Annotated in this window: 20 protein-coding genes; 15 read left to right on the forward strand and 5 right to left on the reverse strand. The window is 70.4% G+C overall.

The window, feature by feature from the left end:
- Positions 1-56 precede the first annotated feature (56 nt).
- Positions 57-1,019, reverse strand: coding sequence for a pseudouridine synthase (locus NS331_RS21335; RefSeq protein ID WP_058643983.1), 963 nt, complete (start codon positions 1,017-1,019; stop codon positions 57-59).
- Between the two features lie 348 nt (positions 1,020-1,367).
- On the opposite strand from NS331_RS21335, the gene NS331_RS27245 reads away from it, so the two are divergent.
- Together NS331_RS27245 and NS331_RS26325 are read left to right on the forward strand one after the other, a co-directional pair.
- A complete protein-coding gene (locus NS331_RS27245) occupies positions 1,368-1,538 on the forward strand; it encodes a hypothetical protein (RefSeq protein ID WP_242873848.1) in 171 nt (56 codons plus the stop codon).
- A 468-nt stretch (positions 1,539-2,006) separates the two neighbouring features.
- The gene (locus NS331_RS26325; RefSeq protein WP_153012971.1) at positions 2,007-2,558 is read left to right on the forward strand and encodes a hypothetical protein; all 552 of its coding nucleotides are present in this window, start codon (positions 2,007-2,009) and stop codon (positions 2,556-2,558) included.
- Between the two features lie 195 nt (positions 2,559-2,753).
- Here NS331_RS26325 and NS331_RS21345 read toward each other — a convergent pair whose 3' ends face one another.
- Together NS331_RS21345 and mprF are read right to left on the reverse strand one after the other, a co-directional pair.
- Positions 2,754-4,232, reverse strand: a complete 1,479-nt coding sequence (locus tag NS331_RS21345; RefSeq protein ID WP_058643959.1) for a virulence factor family protein — start codon at positions 4,230-4,232, stop codon at positions 2,754-2,756.
- A gap of 196 nt (positions 4,233-4,428) precedes the next feature.
- The gene (gene mprF / locus NS331_RS21350) at positions 4,429-7,059 is read right to left on the reverse strand and encodes a bifunctional lysylphosphatidylglycerol flippase/synthetase MprF (protein ID WP_242873849.1); all 2,631 of its coding nucleotides are present in this window, start codon (positions 7,057-7,059) and stop codon (positions 4,429-4,431) included.
- A 94-nt stretch (positions 7,060-7,153) separates the two neighbouring features.
- On the opposite strand from mprF, the gene NS331_RS21355 reads away from it, so the two are divergent.
- From NS331_RS21355 to NS331_RS21370, 4 genes are all read left to right on the forward strand, one after another.
- A complete protein-coding gene (locus NS331_RS21355) occupies positions 7,154-8,635 on the forward strand; it encodes a malonyl-CoA decarboxylase (protein ID WP_058643960.1) in 1,482 nt (493 codons plus the stop codon).
- A 92-nt stretch (positions 8,636-8,727) separates the two neighbouring features.
- Positions 8,728-9,717 (forward strand): Bug family tripartite tricarboxylate transporter substrate binding protein, encoded by a 990-nt coding sequence (locus NS331_RS21360; RefSeq protein ID WP_058643961.1) that lies wholly within the window; start codon positions 8,728-8,730, stop codon positions 9,715-9,717.
- 10 nt (positions 9,718-9,727) lie between these two features.
- Positions 9,728-10,504, forward strand: coding sequence for an enoyl-CoA hydratase/isomerase family protein (locus NS331_RS21365; protein ID WP_058643962.1), 777 nt, complete (start codon positions 9,728-9,730; stop codon positions 10,502-10,504).
- Positions 10,505-10,573: 69 nt separating this feature from the next.
- Complete coding sequence (locus NS331_RS21370; protein ID WP_058643963.1) at positions 10,574-12,121, forward strand: malonate--CoA ligase; 1,548 nt, start codon at positions 10,574-10,576, stop codon at positions 12,119-12,121.
- A 181-nt stretch (positions 12,122-12,302) separates the two neighbouring features.
- Here NS331_RS21370 and NS331_RS21375 read toward each other — a convergent pair whose 3' ends face one another.
- Positions 12,303-12,728 (reverse strand): universal stress protein, encoded by a 426-nt coding sequence (locus NS331_RS21375; RefSeq protein ID WP_058643964.1) that lies wholly within the window; start codon positions 12,726-12,728, stop codon positions 12,303-12,305.
- 74 nt (positions 12,729-12,802) lie between these two features.
- The gene (locus tag NS331_RS21380) at positions 12,803-13,246 is read right to left on the reverse strand and encodes a universal stress protein (protein ID WP_058643965.1); all 444 of its coding nucleotides are present in this window, start codon (positions 13,244-13,246) and stop codon (positions 12,803-12,805) included.
- A gap of 105 nt (positions 13,247-13,351) precedes the next feature.
- Between NS331_RS21380 and NS331_RS21385 the strand changes: the two genes are divergently transcribed.
- From NS331_RS21385 to NS331_RS21425, 9 genes are all read left to right on the forward strand, one after another.
- On the forward strand, positions 13,352-15,712 hold the full coding sequence (locus NS331_RS21385) for a heavy metal translocating P-type ATPase (protein WP_058643985.1): 2,361 nt from the start codon (positions 13,352-13,354) through the stop codon (positions 15,710-15,712).
- Positions 15,713-15,723: 11 nt separating this feature from the next.
- Positions 15,724-15,861 carry a cbb3-type cytochrome oxidase assembly protein CcoS gene (ccoS, locus tag NS331_RS21390; RefSeq protein WP_058643966.1) on the forward strand — a complete coding sequence of 46 codons (138 nt, stop codon included), beginning with the start codon at positions 15,724-15,726 and terminating at the stop codon, positions 15,859-15,861.
- A gap of 67 nt (positions 15,862-15,928) precedes the next feature.
- On the forward strand, positions 15,929-17,368 hold the full coding sequence (gene ccoN / locus NS331_RS21395; protein ID WP_058643967.1) for a cytochrome-c oxidase, cbb3-type subunit I: 1,440 nt from the start codon (positions 15,929-15,931) through the stop codon (positions 17,366-17,368).
- 19 nt (positions 17,369-17,387) lie between these two features.
- Positions 17,388-18,026 (forward strand): cytochrome-c oxidase, cbb3-type subunit II, encoded by a 639-nt coding sequence (gene ccoO, locus NS331_RS21400; RefSeq protein ID WP_058643986.1) that lies wholly within the window; start codon positions 17,388-17,390, stop codon positions 18,024-18,026.
- A gap of 21 nt (positions 18,027-18,047) precedes the next feature.
- Positions 18,048-18,185 (forward strand): cbb3-type cytochrome oxidase subunit 3, encoded by a 138-nt coding sequence (locus NS331_RS21405; RefSeq protein WP_058643968.1) that lies wholly within the window; start codon positions 18,048-18,050, stop codon positions 18,183-18,185.
- A 30-nt stretch (positions 18,186-18,215) separates the two neighbouring features.
- Positions 18,216-19,142: a cytochrome-c oxidase, cbb3-type subunit III gene (gene ccoP / locus NS331_RS21410; protein ID WP_058643969.1), complete on the forward strand. Its 927-nt coding sequence runs from the start codon at positions 18,216-18,218 to the stop codon at positions 19,140-19,142.
- A 52-nt stretch (positions 19,143-19,194) separates the two neighbouring features.
- Positions 19,195-20,655 carry a cytochrome c oxidase accessory protein CcoG gene (ccoG, locus tag NS331_RS21415; RefSeq protein ID WP_058643970.1) on the forward strand — a complete coding sequence of 487 codons (1,461 nt, stop codon included), beginning with the start codon at positions 19,195-19,197 and terminating at the stop codon, positions 20,653-20,655.
- A gap of 47 nt (positions 20,656-20,702) precedes the next feature.
- On the forward strand, positions 20,703-21,008 hold the full coding sequence (locus tag NS331_RS21420) for a FixH family protein (RefSeq protein WP_058643971.1): 306 nt from the start codon (positions 20,703-20,705) through the stop codon (positions 21,006-21,008).
- 92 nt (positions 21,009-21,100) lie between these two features.
- The gene (locus tag NS331_RS21425) at positions 21,101-21,379 is read left to right on the forward strand and encodes a hypothetical protein (protein WP_193758169.1); all 279 of its coding nucleotides are present in this window, start codon (positions 21,101-21,103) and stop codon (positions 21,377-21,379) included.
- Positions 21,380-21,437 lie beyond the last annotated feature (58 nt).

A 21,437-nucleotide genomic window follows, 5' to 3' on the forward strand; every position in this document is an offset into this window, starting at 1 on the left:
CCCTCTCCCCTCGTGGGAGAGGGGTCGGGGGAGAGGGGGCGCCCGATGAGGCGCGGTCAGTCCGAAGCCGGAACTTCGCTGCCACCCGGCCACGCCAGCGACAGCCCGCTGCGGAAACAGCGCGCCTCCCCCGTCACCGGATCGTCGAAGCCGATGCCCCGTGCCAGCAGCCGCAACGGCTCGGCGAAGTCGTCCGCGCCTTCGGGCCGCAGCAGCGGATAGATGCCGTCGCCCACGATCGGCACGCCCAGCGCGTGGAGTTGGGCGCGCAGCTGGTGCTTGCGGCCGGTGTGGGGCGCCAGGTCGAGCAGGGCGTGGCCGCCACGCACCTCGCGCACGGCGATGGCCGTCTCTGCATTGGGCTCGCCGTCCACCGTCTCGCTGCGCATGAACACGCTCTCCAGCCGGCTGCGGTAGACCGCCGGCAACGGCGCGGGCGGCGGCCAGCGCACGATGGCCTCGTAGTGCTTGCGCACCGCGCGTTCGGCGAACAGCCGCTGGTAGGCGCCGCGCGTGGCCGGCTGCACGCTGAAGACCACCAGCCCGGCTGTCTCGCGGTCGATGCGGTGCACGGGCACCAGCGTGTCCAGGCCCAGGCGATGTTTCAGGCGCACCAGCAGCGTCTCGCGCACGTGCCGGCCGCTGGGCATCACGGGCAGGAAATGCGGCTTGTCGGCGACCACCAGCTGTTCGTCCTGGAACAGCACCGTCTCCTGGAAGGGTACCGGCGCCTCTTCGGCCCATTCGCGGTAGTACCAGATGCGCAGGTCACGGCGGTAGGGCGTGGCGGCATCCAGGCGGCTGCCGTCGCCGGCCAGCACGCGGCCAGCGGCCATGCGGGCCAGCCAGTCGCCGCGTGCGACCATCGGAAAGCGCTCGGCCAGGAAGTCCAGCACCGTGGCCCAGCCGCCCGGCGGCAGCGCCACGCAGCTCGGGCCCAGGCCGCCATCGACGGGCAGGGGCCGCGGCTGGGCAGCGCGGCGCGCGCTGCCGGCACTGCGGGCGGGGCGGGTGGACATGGGCGGCATTGTCGTGAGGAGCCGGGCGGGCGCTGCCCGGCTTGTAGGCCGAGGGTGAATGCTGTGGCAGCATTGGATGCTGGACAAGAGGCTGGCTGCGGAGGATCAATGGACGAGTTGAAATTCAAGTCGGACGGGACATCCGTTGTTGCGCGAATGGCCGACTGCCGCATCTCTACCCCTGATGGTCGACACGTCCTAGAACTACCCTATGACGGCGAGCCACCGCACGGAGACTCATATCACCGCCTCTTGGTCGATGGTCGAGTCTTCCCAGGACGCGCTTGGGGCTGCAACTTCGCTCTATCCGACCGGTCGCTCCATGTTGCATTCAGCTGGATGCCCGCCATGCTGCAACGCAAGACAGTGGTGCTGAGCCTGGGCGATTACAGCTACTGCATCCTCCCCAGCTACATCCACGACTTCAGTTTTAGCTGGCCGGCTTTGGTCGGCGTGGGCCACCTGTCGCGGAATCAAGGGTTCGTGTTTACCGGCGAAGAGAGCTGGCAAAGGTTCTGAACGACGAACACCGACCAGAGCGGCCATCGTTCCACCGCAACGAACTTGGACGGGATCTGGGGATCCAGCACGCGCAAACAACGTCCACAGCGTCAGGTCGCCTCGCGGCGCAGGTTTGATGCGTTGACCAAAGTTCTGTTTCCCAATGAGAACTGCTTCACGCGACTAGGCATCGGCAAAGGCGTTGAAACGGATTTTTCGTGACTTGATGACTGATTGCTGCGGCCGTTTTCCTCCCTGAAAGCACCATATTCCGTGACTTTTGTAGCTCTTCAACCGCGTCGTCGGCCGAGCAGGTTTACCAGACGTCGTGCCGGTGCGGTTTGAGGGCCATTTCGAAAGAAATCTTTCGAAGGCCGTTGGTCGAGTCCGCCGACGGCTAGATTGCGATCGGCTGCAACTTGTCTAACCAACCTTCCGACTCGACGGGCGCGATGTCCCAATCGTCAATAGGCGGAATCTTTTTCGATGGATCTCAAATTGCTTGATTCCCCTGCTAAACGCGCGTTTCCGACAATGTTCAAAAAAATCGCTACCTCTTTCTCTTTTGCATTGCTTCTTTCGTGTTTGACGCAAGCTTATGCCGCTTCGCCGGAAGATGAAGCAATGGGTAGCCGTGCAGGCACGCATGTCGCCGAGTTGCTAGTCGAGTCACGTAAATTATCGACTGAGGAGCAATTCCGCTCGTTCAACTGCAGGGCCCTAGATTACGCAGAATTGATGACCACCGCCAAAATCGCTTTCAATTCATCCGAAGAGTGGATATGGTGGGGTGCGGCGATCGGCGGTATGAACGTCATGCAGACAAAGCTCTGCGCCGCCATGACAGAAAAGGATCAAGACTCGGCAAAGGTGATGGAATACAGCCGGGCTTGGAAAACATCGCTGCGTGTTCTCAATGAAATAGTTCAGGATTGGCAGCAGTCTGGAAAATCTCGAAAGTATTACCAGCAGGCTTTCGTCAAGCATGAACAAGAAATGAAGCCCGTCATCGACGTGATCGATTCGCTTACTCCATGAAGATAAAGTTTTCTCCGAAAACCTCAAAAGAAACGAGCCGTTTTGCTCCTGCTCGCCATGTCCGAATTTACGGTAAGGCGTTGTAATTCGGCTTCCTGCAACTGGCCGGGCCATAGGGTCATGGCGCCGTCGGCGCCAAGTCAGCCGGCGGCGCGGCGTCGGTGCTTTGGCATGTTTGATTTTGTCTAGGCCCTGTCAGCGCCCAGCCGGCGCCGCCTGCAGCACCTTCGCCGCCAGGTCCTCGTAGTTCTCGCCCAGGTGGTGCCCGCCCGGCATGGGCAGCACCTTCACCTGCGCCGCATCCAGCTTCGGGCAGAGCGAGTCGGCCTTTTCCTCGGTGCCGTAGACGCACAGCATCAGGCCCGGCGGCAGGCGCCTGGCCTCCGGGGCGATGGGCTGGTCGCCGCTCTTGCCGATCCAGTTGCTGACGTGGAATTCGAAGGCGGCCTTCTCGCCGGGGCCGAGCAGGCCCAGGAGCTTGACGCTGGCGCGGGTGCGCTCCGGCAGGCGGTTGTAGGCGAAGGGCAGCACGTCGGCGCCCTGCGAATAGCCGAGCAGCAGCACCTCGCTGCGGCCCCAGCGGGCGGCGTAGTAGCGGATCACGCGGTCCAGGTCGGCGGCCACGCCCTCGGGCGTGCGGCGGGTCCAGAAGTAGCGCAGCGAATCGAGGCCGGCGACCGGCACGCCGTCCTTGGCCAGGGCGGCGGCCAGGCGCTTGTCGATGCTGGCCCAGCCGCCGTCGCCCGACACCAGCACGGCGAAGCGCTTGCCGGGCCCCTGCACGGGCACCTCGGTGATGGGCAGGTCCGACAGCTGGCTGGGCGGCAGGGCCAGGCCGGCGCGCTGCGCGGCCATCTGGGCGAAGGTGGCATCGAAGCCGGGCGGCGGCGCATCGGCCGAGGCGGCGGCGGCCGGCGCGACCCAGCGGGCGCCGGGCACCTGGGCGGTGAACTGGGCGGGCGAGGCGGCACCGGCGGCGCAGGCGGGGCCGCGGGGGTCGGCGCCCATGGCGGTCCAGGCGCCGGCCAGGCGGGACGCCGGCTGCAGATCGAAGGCGGTGTCGGCGGGCTTGCCGCCGGTGGCGCTGCCGGCCACGGGGCGGCTCTTGAGGTTCTCGTCGCCGCACAGGGGCAGCGGCAGGGCGATGCGCGGGCAGAAGTCCAGCGACAGCGCGCCGGTGTAGGTGTCGGCGGGCGACTGGGCGAGCAGGCCGTAGGCCAGGGCACCCGTGCCGCCGCTGCCGACCAGAATGGGTTCGATGTAGGTGGGCAGCTTCTCGCCGGCCTGCACGAAGCGGGCGAAGTGCTCCAGCGCGCCGGGGCCGTGCACGCATTGCTGGCTGACGGCCGCCAGGCTGCGGTAGAAGCCCGGGCCGTTCACGGCCAGCACCATGGCGCCCTGGGCGGTCATGGCCTGCACCAGACGCAGTTCGCGCGGGGAGGGCGCGTCCGCGTTCATGAGCAGCACCACGAACTGCTGCACCGCGCCGGCGGGGCGGTAGAGCGGCACGTCCTTGAAGATCTCGCGGGTGATGCGCTTGGCGGGCTGGGGCAGGGCGGCGGTGGCGGAGGGCGTCGCGACGGGCGCGGCAGGCTGGGCCAGGGCCGTGCCCGCCATGACGAGGGCGGCAGCACCAGACAGGGCGCGGCGCAGGAGCTTGGAGCGGACGGTCATGCGGAAAGGAACGTTTGGATGACGGGACAGGTGACGAAGGACCAGCGCCGAGGAACCGAAAGCCCCTCTCCCCTCGCGGCAGAGGGGTCGGGGGAGAGGGGGTGCTCGCGCGCCACGTTTGGCAGGCTTGCGCGAATGCCGGCGCCCCCTCTCCCCGGCCCTCTCCCGCGAGGGGAGAGGGAGAGACGAGCGCCGTTCACTTGCCCGCCTCGAACTTGCCGATCACGCCCTTGGCGCCGCCGCCGATCAGCGCCGCCAGGTCCAGCAGCACGAACAGCGGCGCGACGCCGCCGGGCGCGGCCAGGTAGCGGGGCTCCCACACGGGCTCGAACTTGTCCTTGAAGCTGCGCAGACCGCGGAAGTTGTAGAAGCGCTCGCCATGCTCGTAGAGCAGCCGGCCGAGCCGCTGCCAGCGCGGCGCATGCCGGCGCTCGGCCATGCCGGCCATGGGCGCCATGCCCAGGGCGAAGCGCTGGAAGCCGCAGTCCTTCAGGTGCAGCAGCACCTTGGCGAACAGGAAGTCCATGGTGCCGGGCGGCGCATCGGGCAGGTGGCGCATCAGGTCCACCGCGGCCTCCTCGGCCGGGGCGGTGATCAGCAGGTTGGCGAAGGCGAGGATCCGGCCCTCGCGCCGGGCCACGGCCACGGGCAGGCGGCGCAGGTAGTCCTCGTCGAAGCGGCCGACCGAGAAGCGCTTCTCGCGCGTCTTCTGCTTGCCGAGCCAGGCGTCCGAGACGGCGCGCAGTTCGGGCAGCGCGGCGTCGAGCGCAGGGCCTTCCAGCACCTCGAACACCAGGCCCTCGCGCTCGCCGCGGTTCATGCCCGAGCGCAGGTTGGCCCGCTTGGCGCCCTTGAGGTTGAACTCGGGCAGTTCGATGTGCGCATGCTCGCCCAGCTTGAAGGCCTGCAGGCCGCAGTCCAGGTACAGCGGCAGGCTGGCCGGGCGTACCTGGTAGAAGGCCGGCCGGCCGCCGTGCTCCCGCGCCAGCTCGACGAAGCGCCAGGCCAGGTCGGCCATTTCCGCCCGGTCGCCGACGGGGCCGTACAACGCGATCCACGAGCGGTTCTGCTTGCCGTACATGAGGAAGCTGCGGCCGGAGGGCGAGAACAGCAGGTGCTTGTCGCCCGTGAGGGCGAAGCAGGCTTCGGCGCGCGGATTGGCGGCCACGATGGCGGCGGCGCGGTCCAGTTCTTCCCGGGACGGCTCGGCCGCCTGGCCCGAGGGCGGGCGCAGCAGCTGCCACAGGCCGAAGGCCATGGCCGCCAGCGCCACGCCCAGCAGCGCCCGCAGCGAGCGCGGCGCCTGCGCGTCCAGCTCGAACTGCCACCACAGGCGATGGCTGTAGGCCACTTCCTGGTAGGCGAAGAACAGCAGCCACAGCGAGCCGGCCAGCACCGCGCCCAGGGCCAGCAGCCAGCCGGGCTCCAGCCGCATGGCCAGCAGGGAGGAGCGGCGGTCGAACTGCTTGCGCGAGGCCACCAGCAGCAGCGCCAGCGTGGCCAGCAGCCCGGCCTCGTGCAGGGCGATGCCCTTGGGCAGCGCCAGCACGGCCGACACCAGCGCCAGCACCAGCGCCGCCCACCAGGCGGCATCGAGCCGGTGGAACAGGCCGCGCGCCACCAGGAGCAGGCCCAGGCCCGCCACGCTGCCCAGGAAGTGCGAAGCCTCCACCAGCGGCAGCGGCACCTTGAGCGTGGCGAGCATCTCGCGCGCGTCCTCGGTGAAGGGCGTCACGCCCGAGGCGATGAGCCACAGCCCGGCCACCAGCGTCAGCGCGGCCAGCAGGCGGGGGCTCAGGCGGGTGGCGGCGCGGGCGATGGGCGTGCCGACGCCGCTCTTCAGCTCCCAGCCCAGCACCAGCGCCGTCGCCGCCACCAGCGGGATCACGTAGTAGATGCCGCGGTACAGCACCAGCGCGGCCAGCATGCTTTCGGCCGGCACCTGCTCGCGGGTGGCGGCCAGCATGACGGCCTCGAACACGCCCACGCCGCCCGGCACGTGGCTGATGATGCCGGCCACGATGGCGATGGCATAGAAGGCCGTGAAGGCGGGCAGGTCCATGCGCTCGCCGGGCAGCAAAAACCACAGGGCCGCCGCCGAGGCCATCAGCTCGAAGGCGGAGATCACCAGCTGCTGCACCGCCAGCCCGGCCGGCGGCAGCCGCAGGCGCCAGCGGCCGCCCAGCTGCAGCGTGCGCTGGCGCCGGCACAGCAGCAGGAACACCGCCACGCCCAGCAGCAGCGCCGCCGCGCCGGCCTGCAGCAGGGTCGCCGGCAGGTGCAGGAGCTCGGCCACGTCCGGCGCGCCCCACAGCAGTGCCCCGGCGCCGAAGGCCAGGATGCCGAGCGCGAAGGCCGCCGCGTTGAACACCACCACCTGCGCCACCTGGTGCGCCTTGAGGCCCGCCGCCGTGTACAGCCGCGTGCGCACCGCGCCGCCGGTCAGCGGCCCCAGGCCGATGGTGTTGGACAGGGCATAGGCGGTGAACGAGGTCAGCAGCACCGTGCCGCCGTTCACCCGCGCCCGCGCATAGGCCAGGGCGGAGAAGTCGTAGCCGGTCAGGATGAGGTAGCTGGCCGCCGTGGCCATCAGGGCCAGCAGGATGTCCAGCTCATGGGTGGCGGCGATGGCCTGCATCACCTCGTCATAGCGCACCTGGCCGGCCAGGCCGTGCAGGGCGGCGGCCAGCAGCAGGCACATCAGCACGGCGGCGAGTGCGATCAGCCACGGCTTGGCGCGCTGCCAGCCGCGGGCGACGGCCTCCGTCGGGGCGGAGCGCGCGTGCGGGCGCGCGGTATCGGGGGAAGTCGGGGAAAGCTCGGTCACGGTGTACAAACAGGGGCGCGGCGGCCCACGCATCAGAGCACAACGCCGCCCGGCGCCCAAGCGTTGGCCCGGCGCCCCAAATTTTGTGAATCGCATGTCCAAGACTCCCCCCGAATCGCCGGTGCGGGCCGCAGTCGCTGGCCCCGCTTCCACCTCGGCCGCGCCCGCTGCCGCCTTCCCGCCACCCACCGCCGATGCCCCGGCGCCCACCACGGGCGACGGCCGGCCGCCCCGCACCCTGTCCGAACGGCTGGACGCCACGCTGCGCCGCCACGGCGAGGCCCTGCCGCCACGCGGCCTGCGCCGCTTGCTGGAGGCGCTGCAGGGCGTGGTCGACAGCCGCATCAGCGAGGTCGAGGCCGGCCGCCGCGCCCATGCCGTGATGGAGAGCTACCAGGCCCTCGCCGCCGAGGAGCGCCGCGACGTCTGGCTGCTGATGGCCGAATGCTTCGCCCCCGACGGTGCCAGGCTGCGCGCCGCCCGCCAGCAGTACGAGGCGGCCGAGCCCGGCTCGCCCGAGCAGGCCCAGGCCGAGGCGAAGCTGCGCAGGGCCTCGGCCTCGCCGCGCGCCCGGCTGCTGCAGCGCTTCGCCATTCCGGAGGACGGCCTGGGCTTCCTGGTCGGGCTGCGGGCCGACCTGCTGCCCGTGGTGCGCAAGGACCGGCGCCTGGCCGCCCTCGACGCCGAGCTGGAACAGCTCTTTTCCACCTGGTTCGACGTCGCCTTCCTCACGCTGCAGCGCATCAGCTGGGATTCGCCGGCCTCGCTGATCGAAAAGCTGATCCAGTACGAGGCGGTGCACGACATCAAGGGCTGGTCGGACGTGAAGAACCGGCTGGACGACACCGACCGGCGCTGCTACGGCTTCTTCCATCCGCGCCTGCCCGGCGTGCCGCTGATCTTCGTGGAGGTGGCGCTGACCGACGCCATCAGCGACGCCGTCGCTCCCCTGCTGGACGAGGCGGCCGCCGCCACGCCGGCGCACAAGGCCAGCACCGCCATCTTCTATTCCATCAGCAACACGCAGACGGGCCTGCGCGGCGTGAGCTTCGGCGATTCGCTCATCAAGCGGGTGGTGGAGACGCTGCGGGAGGAGTTTCCCAAGCTCAAGCACTTCGCCACGCTCTCGCCCATGCCCGGCCTGCGCCACTGGCTGGGCGAGCAGGCCGCCAGCCTGCTGCCGCGCCTGCCCGACAGGCAGGCCCAGGCCCTGGGCCGCCACCTGGGCAGTCTGCCGCCCACGGCCGACCGGTTGCTGGCGGCGCTGGACGATGCGCCCGCGCTGGGCGAGCGCTCGCCGCTGCGCCAGGCGCTGCTGCACCTGGCGGCCGAGTACCTGGGCAGGGTCGGCCAGGATGGCAAGCCCGCCGACCCGGTGGCACGCTTCCACCTCGGCAACGGCGCGCGGGTCGAGCGGCTCAACTGGGCGGCCGACCTGTCGCCCAAGGGCCTCAAGCAGTCCTGGGGCCTGATGGTCAACTACCTCTACGACCTCAAGCGCCTGGACAAGCACCGCGCCCTGCTGGCCGACGGCAGGGTGCCGGTGTCGGGCGACATCGAGGGGCTGATGCTTTAGGACCCCAGGGCCGCCTGCCGATCCCCGGGCCGATCCCTCCCACAAGCGCCGCCGGCCCCGGCGCATTCCACGACAAGAGACGGAGACACGCCATGACCCCCCCACCGATCCCTCGGCGCAGCCTGCTGCGCCTGGCCGCCGCGGGCGCGGCCGCCGCCTGCGCCGGCGTGCGCGCCCAGACGTCCTGGCCCAGCCGGCCCGTGACGCTGGTCGTGCCCTTTCCGGCCGGCGGCGGCACCGATGCCTTCGCCCGGCCGCTGGCGGCCCAGTTCAGCAAGGTGACCGGCCACACGCTGGTGATCGACAACCGCGGCGGCGCCGGCGGCACCGTGGGCGCCAGCATCGCGGCCAAGGGCGCGCCGGACGGGCACACGCTCTTCATGGGCGCGGTGCACCACGCGATCGCGCCGGCCATCTATCCCAGGCTGGACTACGACATCGAACGCGACTTCGTGCCCCTGATGCTGCTGGCCAACGTGCCGCAGGTGGTGGTGGTCAATCCGCGTCGCGTCACCCAGCCGGGCGTCAAGGAATTCATCGCCTATGCGAAGCAGAACCCCGGCAAGCTCAACTACGCCTCGGCCGGTGCCGGCACCTCGCACCACCTGGCGGGCGAGCTCTTCAAGCTGCAGACCGGCACCTTCATCACCCACATTCCCTACCGCGGCGCCGGCCCCATGCTGCAGGACCTGATCGCCGGCAACGTGGACTGCGGCTTCGACGGCCTGGGCTCCTCGGCCCAGCACATCAAGGCCGGGCGCATCAAGGCGCTGATGGTCTCGGGCGCGCAGCGCAACGCTGCCTTCCCGGACGTGCCCAGCGCCAGCGAATCGGGCCTGCCCGACTACACCGTCACCACCTGGTACGGCCTGTGGGCGCCCAGGGGCACGCCGCCCGAACTGGCGGCGCGCATCACCGAGGACATGCGCCGCACCCTGGCCGCCGACGAGCTCAAGACCATCTGGGCCGCCAACGGCTCGGAGATTCCCAACGTCACCGGCGCGGCCTACGGGCAGTTCGTGTCCGCCGAAGTCCGGCGCTGGGCGGCGGTCGTCAAGGCCTCCGGCGCCAAACTCGAATAGATTGCGGGGCATGAGCGACAAGAACGACGCGATCGAGGTCTCGCGCGAGGGCGCCATCGCCGTCCTCACCCTGCGCCATCCGGGCCGGCTCAATGCCATGACCCGGGGCATGTGGCGCAGCCTGCGTACCGCCGCCGAGGGCCTGGCGGCCGACCCCAGCCTGCGCTGCGCCATCGTGCGCGGCGAGGGCGGCGCCTTCTGTGCCGGCGGCGACATCTCGGAATACCCGGCCTTCCGCTACGACGCCGGCAGCCTGCGCACCTTCCACGAGGAAGAGGTCTGGGGCGCCCTGGCGGCCCTGCTGGCCTGCCCGGTGCCGCTGGTGGCGCAGATCGAGGGTGCCTGCATGGGTGCCGGCCTGGAAATCGCCGCCTGCTGCGACATCCGCCTGGCCGGCGCCGGCGCCCGCTTCGGCGCGCCCATCGCCAGGCTGGGCTTTCCCATGGCGCCGCGCGAGGCGGTCCTGGTGCGCAGCCAGATCGGCGACACCCTGGCGCGCGACATGCTGCTGGCCGCCGGCGTGCACGACGCGCCCCGGCTGTTGGCGGCCGGCTTCCTGCTCGCCGTGCTGCCCGACGCCGAAGTGGCCGACGCCGCCTGGCGCCATGCCCGCCGCATCGCCGAGCTGGCGCCGCAGGCCGCTCGGCTCAACAAGGCCACGCTTCGCGCGCTGGCCGCCGGAGAACTTCACAGTCTGTTGGCCGGCGCCTACGACTATGCCGACTCGGGCGAGCATCGCGAGGGCATCGACGCCTTCCTGGCCAAAAGGCCGCCCCGCTTCGGCTGATTTTGTGAATACTCGGCCCCTGTCCCTCCACCCCGGCCCCGCGCCGTGCCTCCTCGCCTTCCGCCCTTCATGAGCCCAACGCCCAACGCCAACCTCTTTGCCGCGCTGCGCGCCGCCTTCCCGCATGACCTGGACGAGATCGCCGTCGAGACCGACGGTGGCTTGGCCTACTCCTGGCGCGACCTGGAGCGGGCCAGCGCCATGATCGCCAACCTGCTGGACAGCCTTCAGCTGCAGCCGGGCGCGCGCATCGCGGTGCAGGTCGAGAAGTCGGTGGAGGCCATGCTGCTGTACCTGGCCACGCTGCGCGCCGGCTACGTCTTCCTGCCGCTGAACACCGCCTACCAGCGTGCCGAGATGGAATACTTCCTCGGCAACGCCGAGCCCGAGGTCGTGGTGTGCACCAGCACCAGTCTCGAATGGGTGGAGCCCATCGCCAGGGCGGCCGGCACGCGCTGGGTGTTCACGCTGGACGACGACCGCACCGGCAGCCTGCTGGGCCATGCCGCCACCTGCAGCGCCGAGCACGAGATCGCCCGCAAGGCCGACGACGACCTGGCCGCCATCCTCTACACCAGCGGCACCACCGGCCGCAGCAAGGGCGCGATGCTGTCGCACCGCAACCTGCGCAGCAATGCCGAGGTGCTGAAGGCCTACTGGGGCTGGACGCACGGCGACGTGCTGCTGCATGCGCTGCCCATCTTCCACGTGCACGGCCTGTTCGTGGCCATCCACGGCGCGCTGCTCAACGGCAGCAAGATGCTCTGGTTCGGCAAGTTCGACCCGAAGCGCGTGATCGCCAAGCTGCCCGAGGCCACGGTCTTCATGGGCGTGCCCACACTCTACGTGCGCATGCTGGCCGAGCCCTCGCTGGGCCTGGCGGCCTGCGACAACATGCGCCTGTTCATCAGCGGCTCGGCACCGCTGCTGATCGAGACCTTCAACGACTGGCAGAAGCGCACCGGCCACACCATCCTGGAGCGCTACGGCATGAGCGAGACCATCATGCTCACCTCCAATCCCTACACCTCGGTGCAGGGCGCGCGGCGGGGCGGCACGGTGGGCTTTCCGCTGCCGGGCGTCAAGCTGCGGGTGCGCGCCTACGAGGACGGCAAACCGCCGCGCGACTGCGAACGCGACGAGATCGGCAACATCGAGGTCAGCGGTCCCAACGTCTTCGCCGGCTACTGGCGCATGCCCGAGAAGACCAGGGAAGAGTTCACCCCCGACGGCTTCTTCAAGACCGGCGACGTGGGCAAGGTCGACACCATGGGTTACGTCACCATCGTCGGCCGCAGCAAGGACCTGATCATCAGCGGCGGCTACAACGTCTACCCGGCCGAGATCGAGGGCTACATCAACGAGATGCCCGGCGTGGCCGAAAGCGCCGTGGTGGGCGTGCCCCATCCGGACTTCGGCGAGGTGGGCGTGGCCGTGGTGGTGGGCAAGCCGGGCGCGGCGCCGGACGGCGATGCCATCGTGGCCGAGCTCAAGTCCAAGCTCGCCAACTTCAAGATTCCCAAGCGCTGCTTCGTGGTCGACGAACTGCCCCGCAACCAGATGGGAAAAGTGCAGAAGGCGCTTCTGCGCGATCAGCACAAGGCCCTGTTCACCTGATTCGGCAAGCGGCCCGCCAAGCATGGAACCGGCGCAGCCCGATTGATCGAAGGGCCGCGGCGCAGGCCATGCGGGAGCACCCGAGGAACTGGCTTTGCCAGGCCTCTGGGTGCGCCCCCCCGCCAAGCCGAAGGCGCAAGAGCGGGGGGGCCGCGAAGCGGCATGGGGGGGTGGCGCAGGTTTACTGGACCAGCAGCACCGGCAGGTCGCTTTCGGCGATGACCTTGGTGGCCACCGAGCCCATCAGCGCACGGCCCAGGGCGCCCTGGCCGCGGGTGCCCATCACCACCAGACCTGCGCCGGCTTCCTTGGCGGCGCGCACGATCTCCTCGGCGGCCTGGCCGTGGCGGGTCTGCACCGCGGCATTGGCGATGCCGAGGCCCTGCAATTGCTGCTTCACCGGCTCGATCACCTTGGCGCCTTCTTCGTTGTAGTACTCGGCCAGGGTGTCCTTCGCGATGTGGCGGCTGGCATGCGGCGGCAGGCCGGGGCACACGTGCACCAGCAGCAGCTCGTGGCCATCGACAAACATGCTTCGCTGGGCGGCGATGTAGTCCAACGCCTTGCGTGTGAACTCGCTGCCATCCACGGCGACGACAATCTTCATTGCTCTTGCTCCTTTTCTGGTTGAAGACATGCGCAAATGCATGCGCGGTCCAGTGTGGTGGCAATGCGGCGGAGTCAGCGCAATACCAGCACGGGCCATGTGGAATGGGTCAGCACGTGCTGCGTCTCGCTGCCCAGCAGCAGGCGCTTGAGGCCCTTGCGGCCGTGCGAGGCCATGACGATGAGGTCGGCCTTGTGCTTGCGCGCGGCGGCGATGATCGACTCGGCCACCAGGTCGGACCGGATCACCGCGGCACGCGCCTTCACGCCCCCGGCCTTCGCCTCGGCCACCGCCGCGTTCAGCCGCTCGCGGGCGGCGTCCATCCACTGCTGCTCGATGCGGGCGATGTCCTGCGCCTCAAACACGGCGGCGCCTTCGAGGTAGCTCACGGGGTAGCGCGGCACGGCGGTGAACACCACCAGCTCGGCACCGCAACTGCGGGCGAGGGCGATCGCATGCTGGAGGGCCTTTTGCGACAGCGGCGAGCTGTCGGTGGGAATGAGGATGCGCGTGTACATGGCAGCTGGCTCCGAGTGACGATGCAGCCAGCGTAGGACCGGCGCACATCCGCGGGCTTGATGCCGGTCAAGGCGCCGCGCGGCGGCTGCGCGCAGCATCCGGGCATGCAAGCTGCCCTTCCTATCGGCGCCGCCGGCGCGCCCACCGAGGCCGACGTGCAGGCCCGCGCCGCCCTCGACGATCCCGCCGAATGGCCCGCCTTCGGCCGCCGGCTGCCCTCCGGCGACTGGGAGTCGCAGGTGGCGGTGGCGGGCATCCATTGCGCGGCCTGCGCCTTCACCATCGAGGACGCCCTCTTGCGCCTCCCCGGTGTGCGCCGCGTGCAGGTGCAGGTCGCGAGCCGCCGCGCGCGCGTGGTGTGGTCGCCCGGGCAGGCGCCGCCCTCGCGCTGGTTCACCGCCGCGGCCGGGGCCGGCTACCGTTTCGCGCCCGCGGCCGATGCCTCGCTGCGCCTGGTGCGGCAGAAGGCGGCGCGGCGCGCGCTCTTCCGCTGGCTGGTGGCGGGCCTGTGCATGATGCAGGTCATGATGTACGCCGTGCCCGCCTACGTGGCCGGCGCGGGCGACATGACGCCCGACATCGCGCTGCTGCTGCGCTGGGCCAGCTGGGTGCTCACCCTGCCGGTCATGGCCTTCGCCTGCGGCCCCTTCTTCGGCAGCGCCTGGCGCGACCTGCGCCACGGCCGCATCGGCATGGACGTGCCCGTGGCGCTGGGCATGGCCCTGGCCTTCGTGGTGAGCACGGCCGGCACCTTCGATCCCTCGGGGCCGCTGGGCCGCGAGGTGTATTTCGACTCGCTCACCATGTTCGTCTTCTTCCTGCTCACCGGCCGCTGGCTGGAGTCGCGCCTGCGCGACCGCACTGCCGGTGCGCTCGACGCGCTGGCCGGTCAGTTGCCCGAGACCGCCGAGCGGCGCAACGACGACGGCGGCTTTGCCCGCGTGCCGCTGCGTCGCCTGCGCGCCGGCGACGTGCTGCGCGTGCGGCCGGGCGAGGCCTTCGCGGCCGATGGCGAGGTGATCGAGGGCGACACGCTGGCCGACGAGGCGCTGCTGACGGGCGAGTCGCGCCCCGTGCCCAAACCACCCGGCGCGGCCGTGCATGCGGGCAGCCACAACCTGGCGGCGCCGGTGCTGGTGCGCGTCGCGCAGGTGGGCGCCGGCACGCGCTTCGCGCAGATCGTGGCTCTGATGGACAACGCCGCCCTGCAGCGGCCGCGCCTGGCCGCCATGGCCGACCGCATCGCGCGGCCCTTCCTGCTCGCCGTGCTGCTGGCGGCCGCCGGGGCGGCGGCGTGGTGGTGGCCGGTGGACCGCGGCCATGCGCTGATGGTGGCGGTGTCGGTGCTCATCGTCACCTGTCCCTGCGCACTCTCGCTGGCCACGCCCGCCGCCATGCTGGCCAGTGCCGGCGCGCTCGCGCGGCGCGGCGTGCTGGTGGCGAACATGCAGGCGCTGGAGGCGCTGGCCAGGGCCGACACGGTGGTGTTCGACAAGACCGGCACGCTCACCCGCAGCCTGCCGCGGCTGGACCGGGTGTACAGCCGGCGCGGCCTGCCGCCCGGCGATGCGCTCGCGATGGCCGTCGCCCTGGCCGACGGTTCGCTGCACCCCGCCGCGCAGGCGCTGCGGCAGGCCTGGCAGGCGCAGCACCGCGTGCCGCCCGGCTGGCAGGCCACGGACGTGCACGAGCGCGCCGGCCAGGGCCTGGAAGGCCATCTGCAGCCACGCATCGGCCGTGCGCCAGGCCGCCGCGTGCGGCTGGGCCAGGCCGGCTTCTGCGGCGTCGCGGCCCTGCACACGGATGCGCTGCAGGTGCACCTGAGCGACGACGAGGGCTGGGCCGCCAGCTTCGTGCTGGCCGAGGACCTGCGGGGCGAGGCACCGGCCGCCATCGCGCAGTTGCGGGCCCAGGGGCTCGACGCGCAACTGCTGTCCGGCGACCGCGAGGCGGCGGCGCAGCGCCTGGCCGCACAGGCCGGCATCGCCCACGCCCGCGGCGCCTGCAGCCCCGAGGACAAGCTCCACGCCATGCGCACGCTGCAGGCGCAGGGCAGGGTGGTGGCCATGGCGGGCGACGGCCTCAACGACGGGCCGGTCATCGCGCAGGCCGATGCCTCCTTCGCCTTCGGCCATGCAGTGCCGCTGACGCAGGCGCGCGCCGACTTCGTGGTGCTGGCCGATTCGCTGCGGGCCGTGCCCGACACGGTGGCCCAGGCGCGGCGCACGCTGCGCGTCGTGCGGCAGAACCTGGCCTGGTCCGCGGCCTACAACGCGGTCTGCGTGCCGCTGGCCGTGGCGGGCTGGCTGCCGGCCTGGCTGGCGGGACTGGGCATGGCGGCCAGCTCGCTGGTGGTGGTGCTCAACAGCGCGCGGCTCGCGCGCGGCCCTGCCGCGCGAAGCCAGGCGGCAGTGGCGTCCCGCGGCGATGGTGCGTCCGTCGCCGCCCTGGCGGCACGAGGCTGAGGACAAAGACCATGGACATCCTCTTCGTGCTGGTGCCGCTGTCGGTGCTGCTGGTGCTGCTCATCATCGCGGGCCTGTGGTGGGCCGTGGAGCGCGGGCAGTTCGACGACGTGGAGCAGGAAGGCGCGCGCATTCTGCAGGGCGATTGATCTTCGTCAATCGCCAATGAGGAGTGGGGTCGGACACTGCCTGCAAGTCCTCAACCCGGATCCCACGATGCAGTCCTCCCACTCACCCGCAGCGCAGTACAACGACACGGTCGTGCGCCAGTTCTCGCTGATGGCCGTGGTCTGGGGCGTGGTCGGCATGCTCGTCGGCGTGGTCATCGCCGCGCAGCTGACCTGGCCCGAACTCAACCTCGGCATCCCCTGGCTGAGCTACGGCCGGCTGCGGCCGCTGCACACCAATGCCGTCATCTTCGCCTTCGGCGGCTGCGCGCTCTTCGCCACCAGCTACCACGTGGTGCAGCGCACCTGCCAGACGCGGCTGTTCGCGCCGGGCCTGGCGGCCTTCACCTTCTGGGGCTGGCAGCTGGTGATCGTGGCCGCGGCGATCACGCTGCCGCTGGGCTACACCACGGGCAAGGAATACGCCGAGCTCGAATGGCCCATCGACATCCTCATCACGCTGGTGTGGGTGTCGTACGCCATCGTGTTCTTCGGCACCGTGGGCACGCGCAAGGTGCGGCACATCTACGTGGCCAACTGGTTCTACGGCGCCTTCATCATCGCGGTGGCGCTGCTGCACGTGGTCAACAGCGCCGAGGTGCCCGCGGGCTGGATGAAGAGCTACTCGGCCTATGCCGGCGTGCAGGACGCGATGGTGCAGTGGTGGTACGGCCACAACGCGGTGGGCTTCTTCCTCACCGCCGGCTTCCTGGGGATGATGTACTACTACATCCCCAAGCAGGCCGAGCGGCCGGTCTACAGCTACCGGCTGTCGATCGTGCACTTCTGGGCGCTGATCTTCACGTACATGTGGGCGGGCCCACACCACCTGCACTACACCGCCCTGCCGGACTGGACCCAGTCGCTGGGCATGGTGTTCTCTCTGATCCTGCTGGCGCCCAGCTGGGGCGGCATGATCAACGGCGTGATGACGCTGTCCGGCGCCTGGCACAAGCTGCGCACCGACCCCATCCTGCGCTTCCTGATCGTGGCCCTGTCCTTCTACGGCATGGCCACCTTCGAGGGGCCGATGATGTCCATCAAGACGGTCAATGCCCTGAGCCACTACACCGACTGGACCATCGGCCACGTGCATGCCGGCGCGCTGGGCTGGGTGGGGCTGATCTCCATGGGCTCGCTGTACTACCTGATCCCGCGCATGTGGGGCCGCACCACCATGTACAGCGTGCGCGCCATCGAGCTGCATTTCTGGACGGCCACCATCGGCATCGTGCTCTACATCGCCGCCATGTGGATCGCCGGCGTCATGCAGGGCCTGATGTGGCGCGCCATCAACCCCGACGGCACGCTCACCTACACCTTCGTCGAAGGCGTGAAGGCCACCTTCCCCTTCTACGTGGTGCGCCTGCTGGGCGGCCTGCTGTACCTGGGCGGCATGCTGGTGATGGCCTGGAACGTATGGATGACCGTGATCTCGGGCCGCGCCGTGCGCGCCACCATTCCGGCCCCGCAAGTGGCCCACGCCTGAACGGATGGAGCACACGACCATGAGCCAGACGACCCCCTCCACCTCCACCGCCACCGGCTTCTCGCACGAGAAGGTCGAGACCCACAACTTCCTGATGATCGTGCTCATCCTGCTGGTCGTCGCCGTCGGCGGCCTGGTGGAGATCGTGCCGCTGTTCTTCCAGAAGTCCACCACGGAGCCCATCGCCGGGCTCAAGCCCTACACCGCGCTGCAGCTGGCCGGCCGCGACATCTACCTGCGCGAGGGTTGCTACAACTGCCACTCGCAGATGATCCGGCCCTTCCGCGCCGAGACGCTGCGCTACGGCCACTATTCGGTGGCCGGCGAGTTCGTCTACGACCATCCCTTCCAGTGGGGCAGCAAGCGCACCGGCCCCGACCTGCAGCGCGTGGGCGGCAAGTACAGCGACGAGTGGCACCGCATCCACCTGAACAACCCGCGCGACGTGGTGCCCGAGTCCAACATGCCGGCCTACACCTGGCTGGAGAAGAGCCCCGTCGATGCCGCCGCCCTGCCGGCCCACATGCGCGCGCTGCGCAAGGTGGGCGTGCCCTACACCGACGAGGACATCGCCGGCGCCCAGGCTGCCGTGGAGGGCAGGACCGAAATGGACGCCACCATCGCTTACCTGCAGTCGCTGGGCCGTTCGCTCAAGTGACGCACCCGGAGTAGCCCCGCCATGGACCTCACCTTTCTGCGCTCCGCCGCCACCGTCGTGTGCTTCCTGCTCTTCCTGGGCATCGTGGCCTGGGCCTTCGCCGGCCGCAACCGCGCCGGCTTCGAAGAGGCCGCGCGCCTGCCCTTCGAGCAGGACTGAAGCGCGCATCCAACGAACGAGGGACCCCCGATGAGCGACTTCATCAGCGACTTCTGGTCGAACTACGTCATCGCCGCCACGGTGCTGAGCATCCTGGGCTGCGCCATCCTGCTGTGGCTCACGGGCCGCAAGCGCGTGGTGGCCGATGCGGACAACACCACCGGCCACGTGTGGGACGGCGACCTGCGCGAGGCCAACAACCCGCTGCCGCTGTGGTGGGTGGGCCTGTTCGTCATCACCATCGTGTTCGCGGTGGGCTACCTGGTGTTCTTCCCGGGCCTGGGCGGCACGCAGGGCCGGCTGGGCTGGAGCGCCGCCGGCGCATACCAGGCCGAGGTGCAGAAGGCGAATGCCGAGCTGGCCCCGGTGTATGCGCGCTTCGCGCAGGCGCCGGTGGAACAGGTCGCGGGCGACCCGGCCGCGCACGCCATCGGCGAGCGGCTCTTCATGAACAACTGCGCCCAGTGCCACGGCTCGGACGCGCGCGGCAGCAAGGGCTTTCCCAACCTGACCGACAAGGACTGGCTGCACGGCGGCACGCCCGAGAAGATCATCGAGACCATCACCCTGGGCCGCGTGGGCACCATGCCGCCCATGGCCGCCGCCGTGGGCAGCGCGGACGACGTGAAGAACGTCGCCAACTACGTGCTGAGCCTGTCGGGCAGCCCGCACGATTCGGTGCGCGCGGGCCTGGGCAAGCCCAGGTTCGCGGTCTGCGCCGCCTGCCATGGCGCCGACGGCAGCGGCAACCAGGCCCTGGGCGCGCCGCGCCTGAACGACAACATCTGGCTGCATGGCTATGGCGAGGCCGCCATCGTGGCCATGATCAACAACGGCAAGCAGAACGTCATGCCCGCGCAGCAGGACCGCCTGACCGAGGCGCAGATCCGCGTGCTGGCGGCCTATGTGTGGGGCCTGTCGAACGTGCCAGCGACCACCGCATCGGCCAAGCCGTGAGGCGCGCCGCCCATCGCCCGACGCAGCGGCGCCGCCGCCACTGCCGAATGCCATGACCGCCACGTCCGCATCCTCCCGCCACGGCGCGCTGCCGGCTCCGCAGCGCGTCATCCCGATCGCGGCCGAGCCGCAGGGTGCGGCCACGGTGTCGCTCTATGCCGCCAGCCGCAAGATCTATCCGCGCCCGGTGTCCGGCGTGTTCTCGCGCTGGCGCTGGGCGCTGGTGTTCGCCACCCAGCTGGTGTTCTACGGCCTGCCCTGGCTGGGCTGGGGCCAGCGCCAGGCGGTGCTGTTCGACCTGGCCGCGCGGCGCTTCTACCTCTTCGGCCTGGTGCTCTATCCGCAGGACCTGATCTACCTGTCGGGGCTGCTGGTGCTGTCGGCGCTGGCGCTGTTCCTCTTCACGGCGGTGGCGGGCCGGCTGTGGTGCGGCTATGCCTGCCCGCAGACGGTGTACTCGGAGATCTTCCTGTGGGTGGAGCAGAAGATCGAAGGCAGCCGCGCCGCGCGCATGCGGCTCGACGGCGAGGCGATGTCGCTGGAGAAGGGCGTCAAGAAGGTCTACAAGCACATCGTGTGGATCGGCATCGCGCTGTGGACCGGCTTCAGCTTCGTCGGCTACTTCACGCCCATCCGCGAACTGGGACTCGCCTTCCTGCAGACGCGGATGGGCTCGTGGGAAGTGTTCTGGGTCTTCTTCTACGGCTTCGCCACCTACGGCAATGCCGGCTTCATGCGCGAGCAGGTGTGCAAGTACATGTGCCCTTACGCCCGCTTCCAGAGCGCGATGTTCGACCGCGACACGCTGATCGTCAGCTACGACCCCGGCCGCGGCGAGCCGCGGGCGCCGCGCGGGCGCAGCGTGGACGCCAGGGCCCGCGGCCTGGGCGACTGCATCGACTGTGGCCTGTGCGTGCAGGTGTGCCCGACGGGCATCGACATCCGCCAGGGCCTGCAGTACGAATGCATCGGCTGCGGCCAGTGCGTGGACGCCTGCCGCACGGTGATGCAGAAGATGGACTACCCCACGGGCCTGATCCGCTACGACACCGCCAACGGCATGGCGCAGGGCTGGCGGCGCGCGCAGCTGTGGCGGCGCGTGCTGCGGCCGCGGGTGCTGGTGTATGCCGGCGTACTGCTGCTGCTGTCGGCCGGCATGCTGGCGAGCCTGGTGGTGCGCACGCCGCTCAAGGTGGACGTGGTGCGCGACCGCGCTGCGCTGGCACGCATCGCCGAGGGCGGGCGGCTGGAGAACGTCTACCGCCTGCAGATCATGAATGCCAGCGAGCAGCCGCAGCGCTACCGGCTGAGCGCCGAGGGGCTGGACGGCATCGCCGTCTCGCCGGACACGCCGGTCGAGGTCGGCCCCGCCGAATCGCGCTGGGTGGCGGTGCGCCTGAGCATTCCCTACGGCAGCGTGGCCCCCGGCTCGCACGGCGTGCACATCACCGTGGCGCAGGAGGGCGGCAGTGCCCAGGTCGTCGAGAAGGCCGCCTTCCTGGTGCCGCGCTGAGACACGTCGACGCCCACCCGGCATCACGAGAGAAAGACGAGGACCCGATGAACGATCCGACGACTGCGGTTGCCACGGTGCCGCCCGCCGAGGTGCCCAGCGGCCCCTGGTGGCGGCACCCGCTGATGTGGCTGGTGGTGGGCGGCCCGGCGGTGGTGGTGGTGGCCGGCTTCGCCACGCTGTGGCTGGCCATCCGCCTGCCCGATCCGGTGGTGGAGGCCGACTACTACCGCCAGGGCATCGAGATCAACCGCACTTTGGCCGCGCAGCGCGCCCTGGCGCCGGCCCAGCAGGCGCGCAACCATGTGACCACGCCGGCGCAGGACCTGCCCATGCCGCGTGCGGCGCGATGAAGCGGCGACCGCGCGCCCGGCCGGCCCGCGCGGCGTCGGCGAGGCTGGCGCAACGGCTGGCGGAACGGCCTTCGGCGCGCGCACCCTCGGCAGTGGCGGGCCAGACGCTGATGGCCATCGCCTGGCCCGCCTTCCTGGCGGCCTGCCTGCTCGAGTTTCTGGTCTTCGCCCTGGTCGATCCCGCCGACCTGCATCTGGCCGGCCATGCGCTGGCCCTGCCGCGCCAGGCGGTCTACGCCCTGGGCTTCTTCGGCTTCTGGATCGTTGCCGTGGTGTGCAGCGCCACCACGGCCCTGCTGATGCGCACGCCGGCGCAGGTCAATGAACAGCCGGGGCCGGCCGGGTCATGGGAAGTGAAGGAGGAGGGCTGACGCACGCGCATGCCCCGGCTTCGACAGGCTCGGCCCGAACGGGTATGGGCGAACCGCA

The organism is Pseudacidovorax intermedius, from assembly GCF_001476815.1.
Taxonomy (GTDB): domain Bacteria; phylum Pseudomonadota; class Gammaproteobacteria; order Burkholderiales; family Burkholderiaceae_C; genus Xenophilus; species Xenophilus intermedius_A.

Excerpts from the sequence above, each read along its gene's own strand:
- NS331_RS21335 (WP_058643983.1), bottom strand. The coding sequence starts at position 1,019 with ATGTCCACCCGCCCCGCCCGCAGTGCCGGCAGCGCGCGCCGCGCTGCC.
- NS331_RS27245 (WP_242873848.1), top strand. The coding sequence starts at position 1,368 with ATGCTGCAACGCAAGACAGTGGTGCTGAGCCTGGGCGATTACAGCTAC.
- NS331_RS26325 (WP_153012971.1), top strand. The coding sequence starts at position 2,007 with ATGGATCTCAAATTGCTTGATTCCCCTGCTAAACGCGCGTTTCCGACA.
- NS331_RS21345 (WP_058643959.1), bottom strand. The coding sequence starts at position 4,232 with ATGACCGTCCGCTCCAAGCTCCTGCGCCGCGCCCTGTCTGGTGCTGCC.
- NS331_RS21355 (WP_058643960.1), top strand. The coding sequence starts at position 7,154 with ATGTCCAAGACTCCCCCCGAATCGCCGGTGCGGGCCGCAGTCGCTGGC.
- NS331_RS21360 (WP_058643961.1), top strand. The coding sequence starts at position 8,728 with ATGACCCCCCCACCGATCCCTCGGCGCAGCCTGCTGCGCCTGGCCGCC.
- NS331_RS21365 (WP_058643962.1), top strand. The coding sequence starts at position 9,728 with ATGAGCGACAAGAACGACGCGATCGAGGTCTCGCGCGAGGGCGCCATC.
- NS331_RS21370 (WP_058643963.1), top strand. The coding sequence starts at position 10,574 with ATGAGCCCAACGCCCAACGCCAACCTCTTTGCCGCGCTGCGCGCCGCC.
- NS331_RS21375 (WP_058643964.1), bottom strand. The coding sequence starts at position 12,728 with ATGAAGATTGTCGTCGCCGTGGATGGCAGCGAGTTCACACGCAAGGCG.
- NS331_RS21380 (WP_058643965.1), bottom strand. The coding sequence starts at position 13,246 with ATGTACACGCGCATCCTCATTCCCACCGACAGCTCGCCGCTGTCGCAA.
- NS331_RS21385 (WP_058643985.1), top strand. The coding sequence starts at position 13,352 with ATGCAAGCTGCCCTTCCTATCGGCGCCGCCGGCGCGCCCACCGAGGCC.
- ccoS (WP_058643966.1), top strand. The coding sequence starts at position 15,724 with ATGGACATCCTCTTCGTGCTGGTGCCGCTGTCGGTGCTGCTGGTGCTG.
- ccoN (WP_058643967.1), top strand. The coding sequence starts at position 15,929 with ATGCAGTCCTCCCACTCACCCGCAGCGCAGTACAACGACACGGTCGTG.
- ccoO (WP_058643986.1), top strand. The coding sequence starts at position 17,388 with ATGAGCCAGACGACCCCCTCCACCTCCACCGCCACCGGCTTCTCGCAC.
- NS331_RS21405 (WP_058643968.1), top strand. The coding sequence starts at position 18,048 with ATGGACCTCACCTTTCTGCGCTCCGCCGCCACCGTCGTGTGCTTCCTG.
- ccoP (WP_058643969.1), top strand. The coding sequence starts at position 18,216 with ATGAGCGACTTCATCAGCGACTTCTGGTCGAACTACGTCATCGCCGCC.
- ccoG (WP_058643970.1), top strand. The coding sequence starts at position 19,195 with ATGACCGCCACGTCCGCATCCTCCCGCCACGGCGCGCTGCCGGCTCCG.
- NS331_RS21420 (WP_058643971.1), top strand. The coding sequence starts at position 20,703 with ATGAACGATCCGACGACTGCGGTTGCCACGGTGCCGCCCGCCGAGGTG.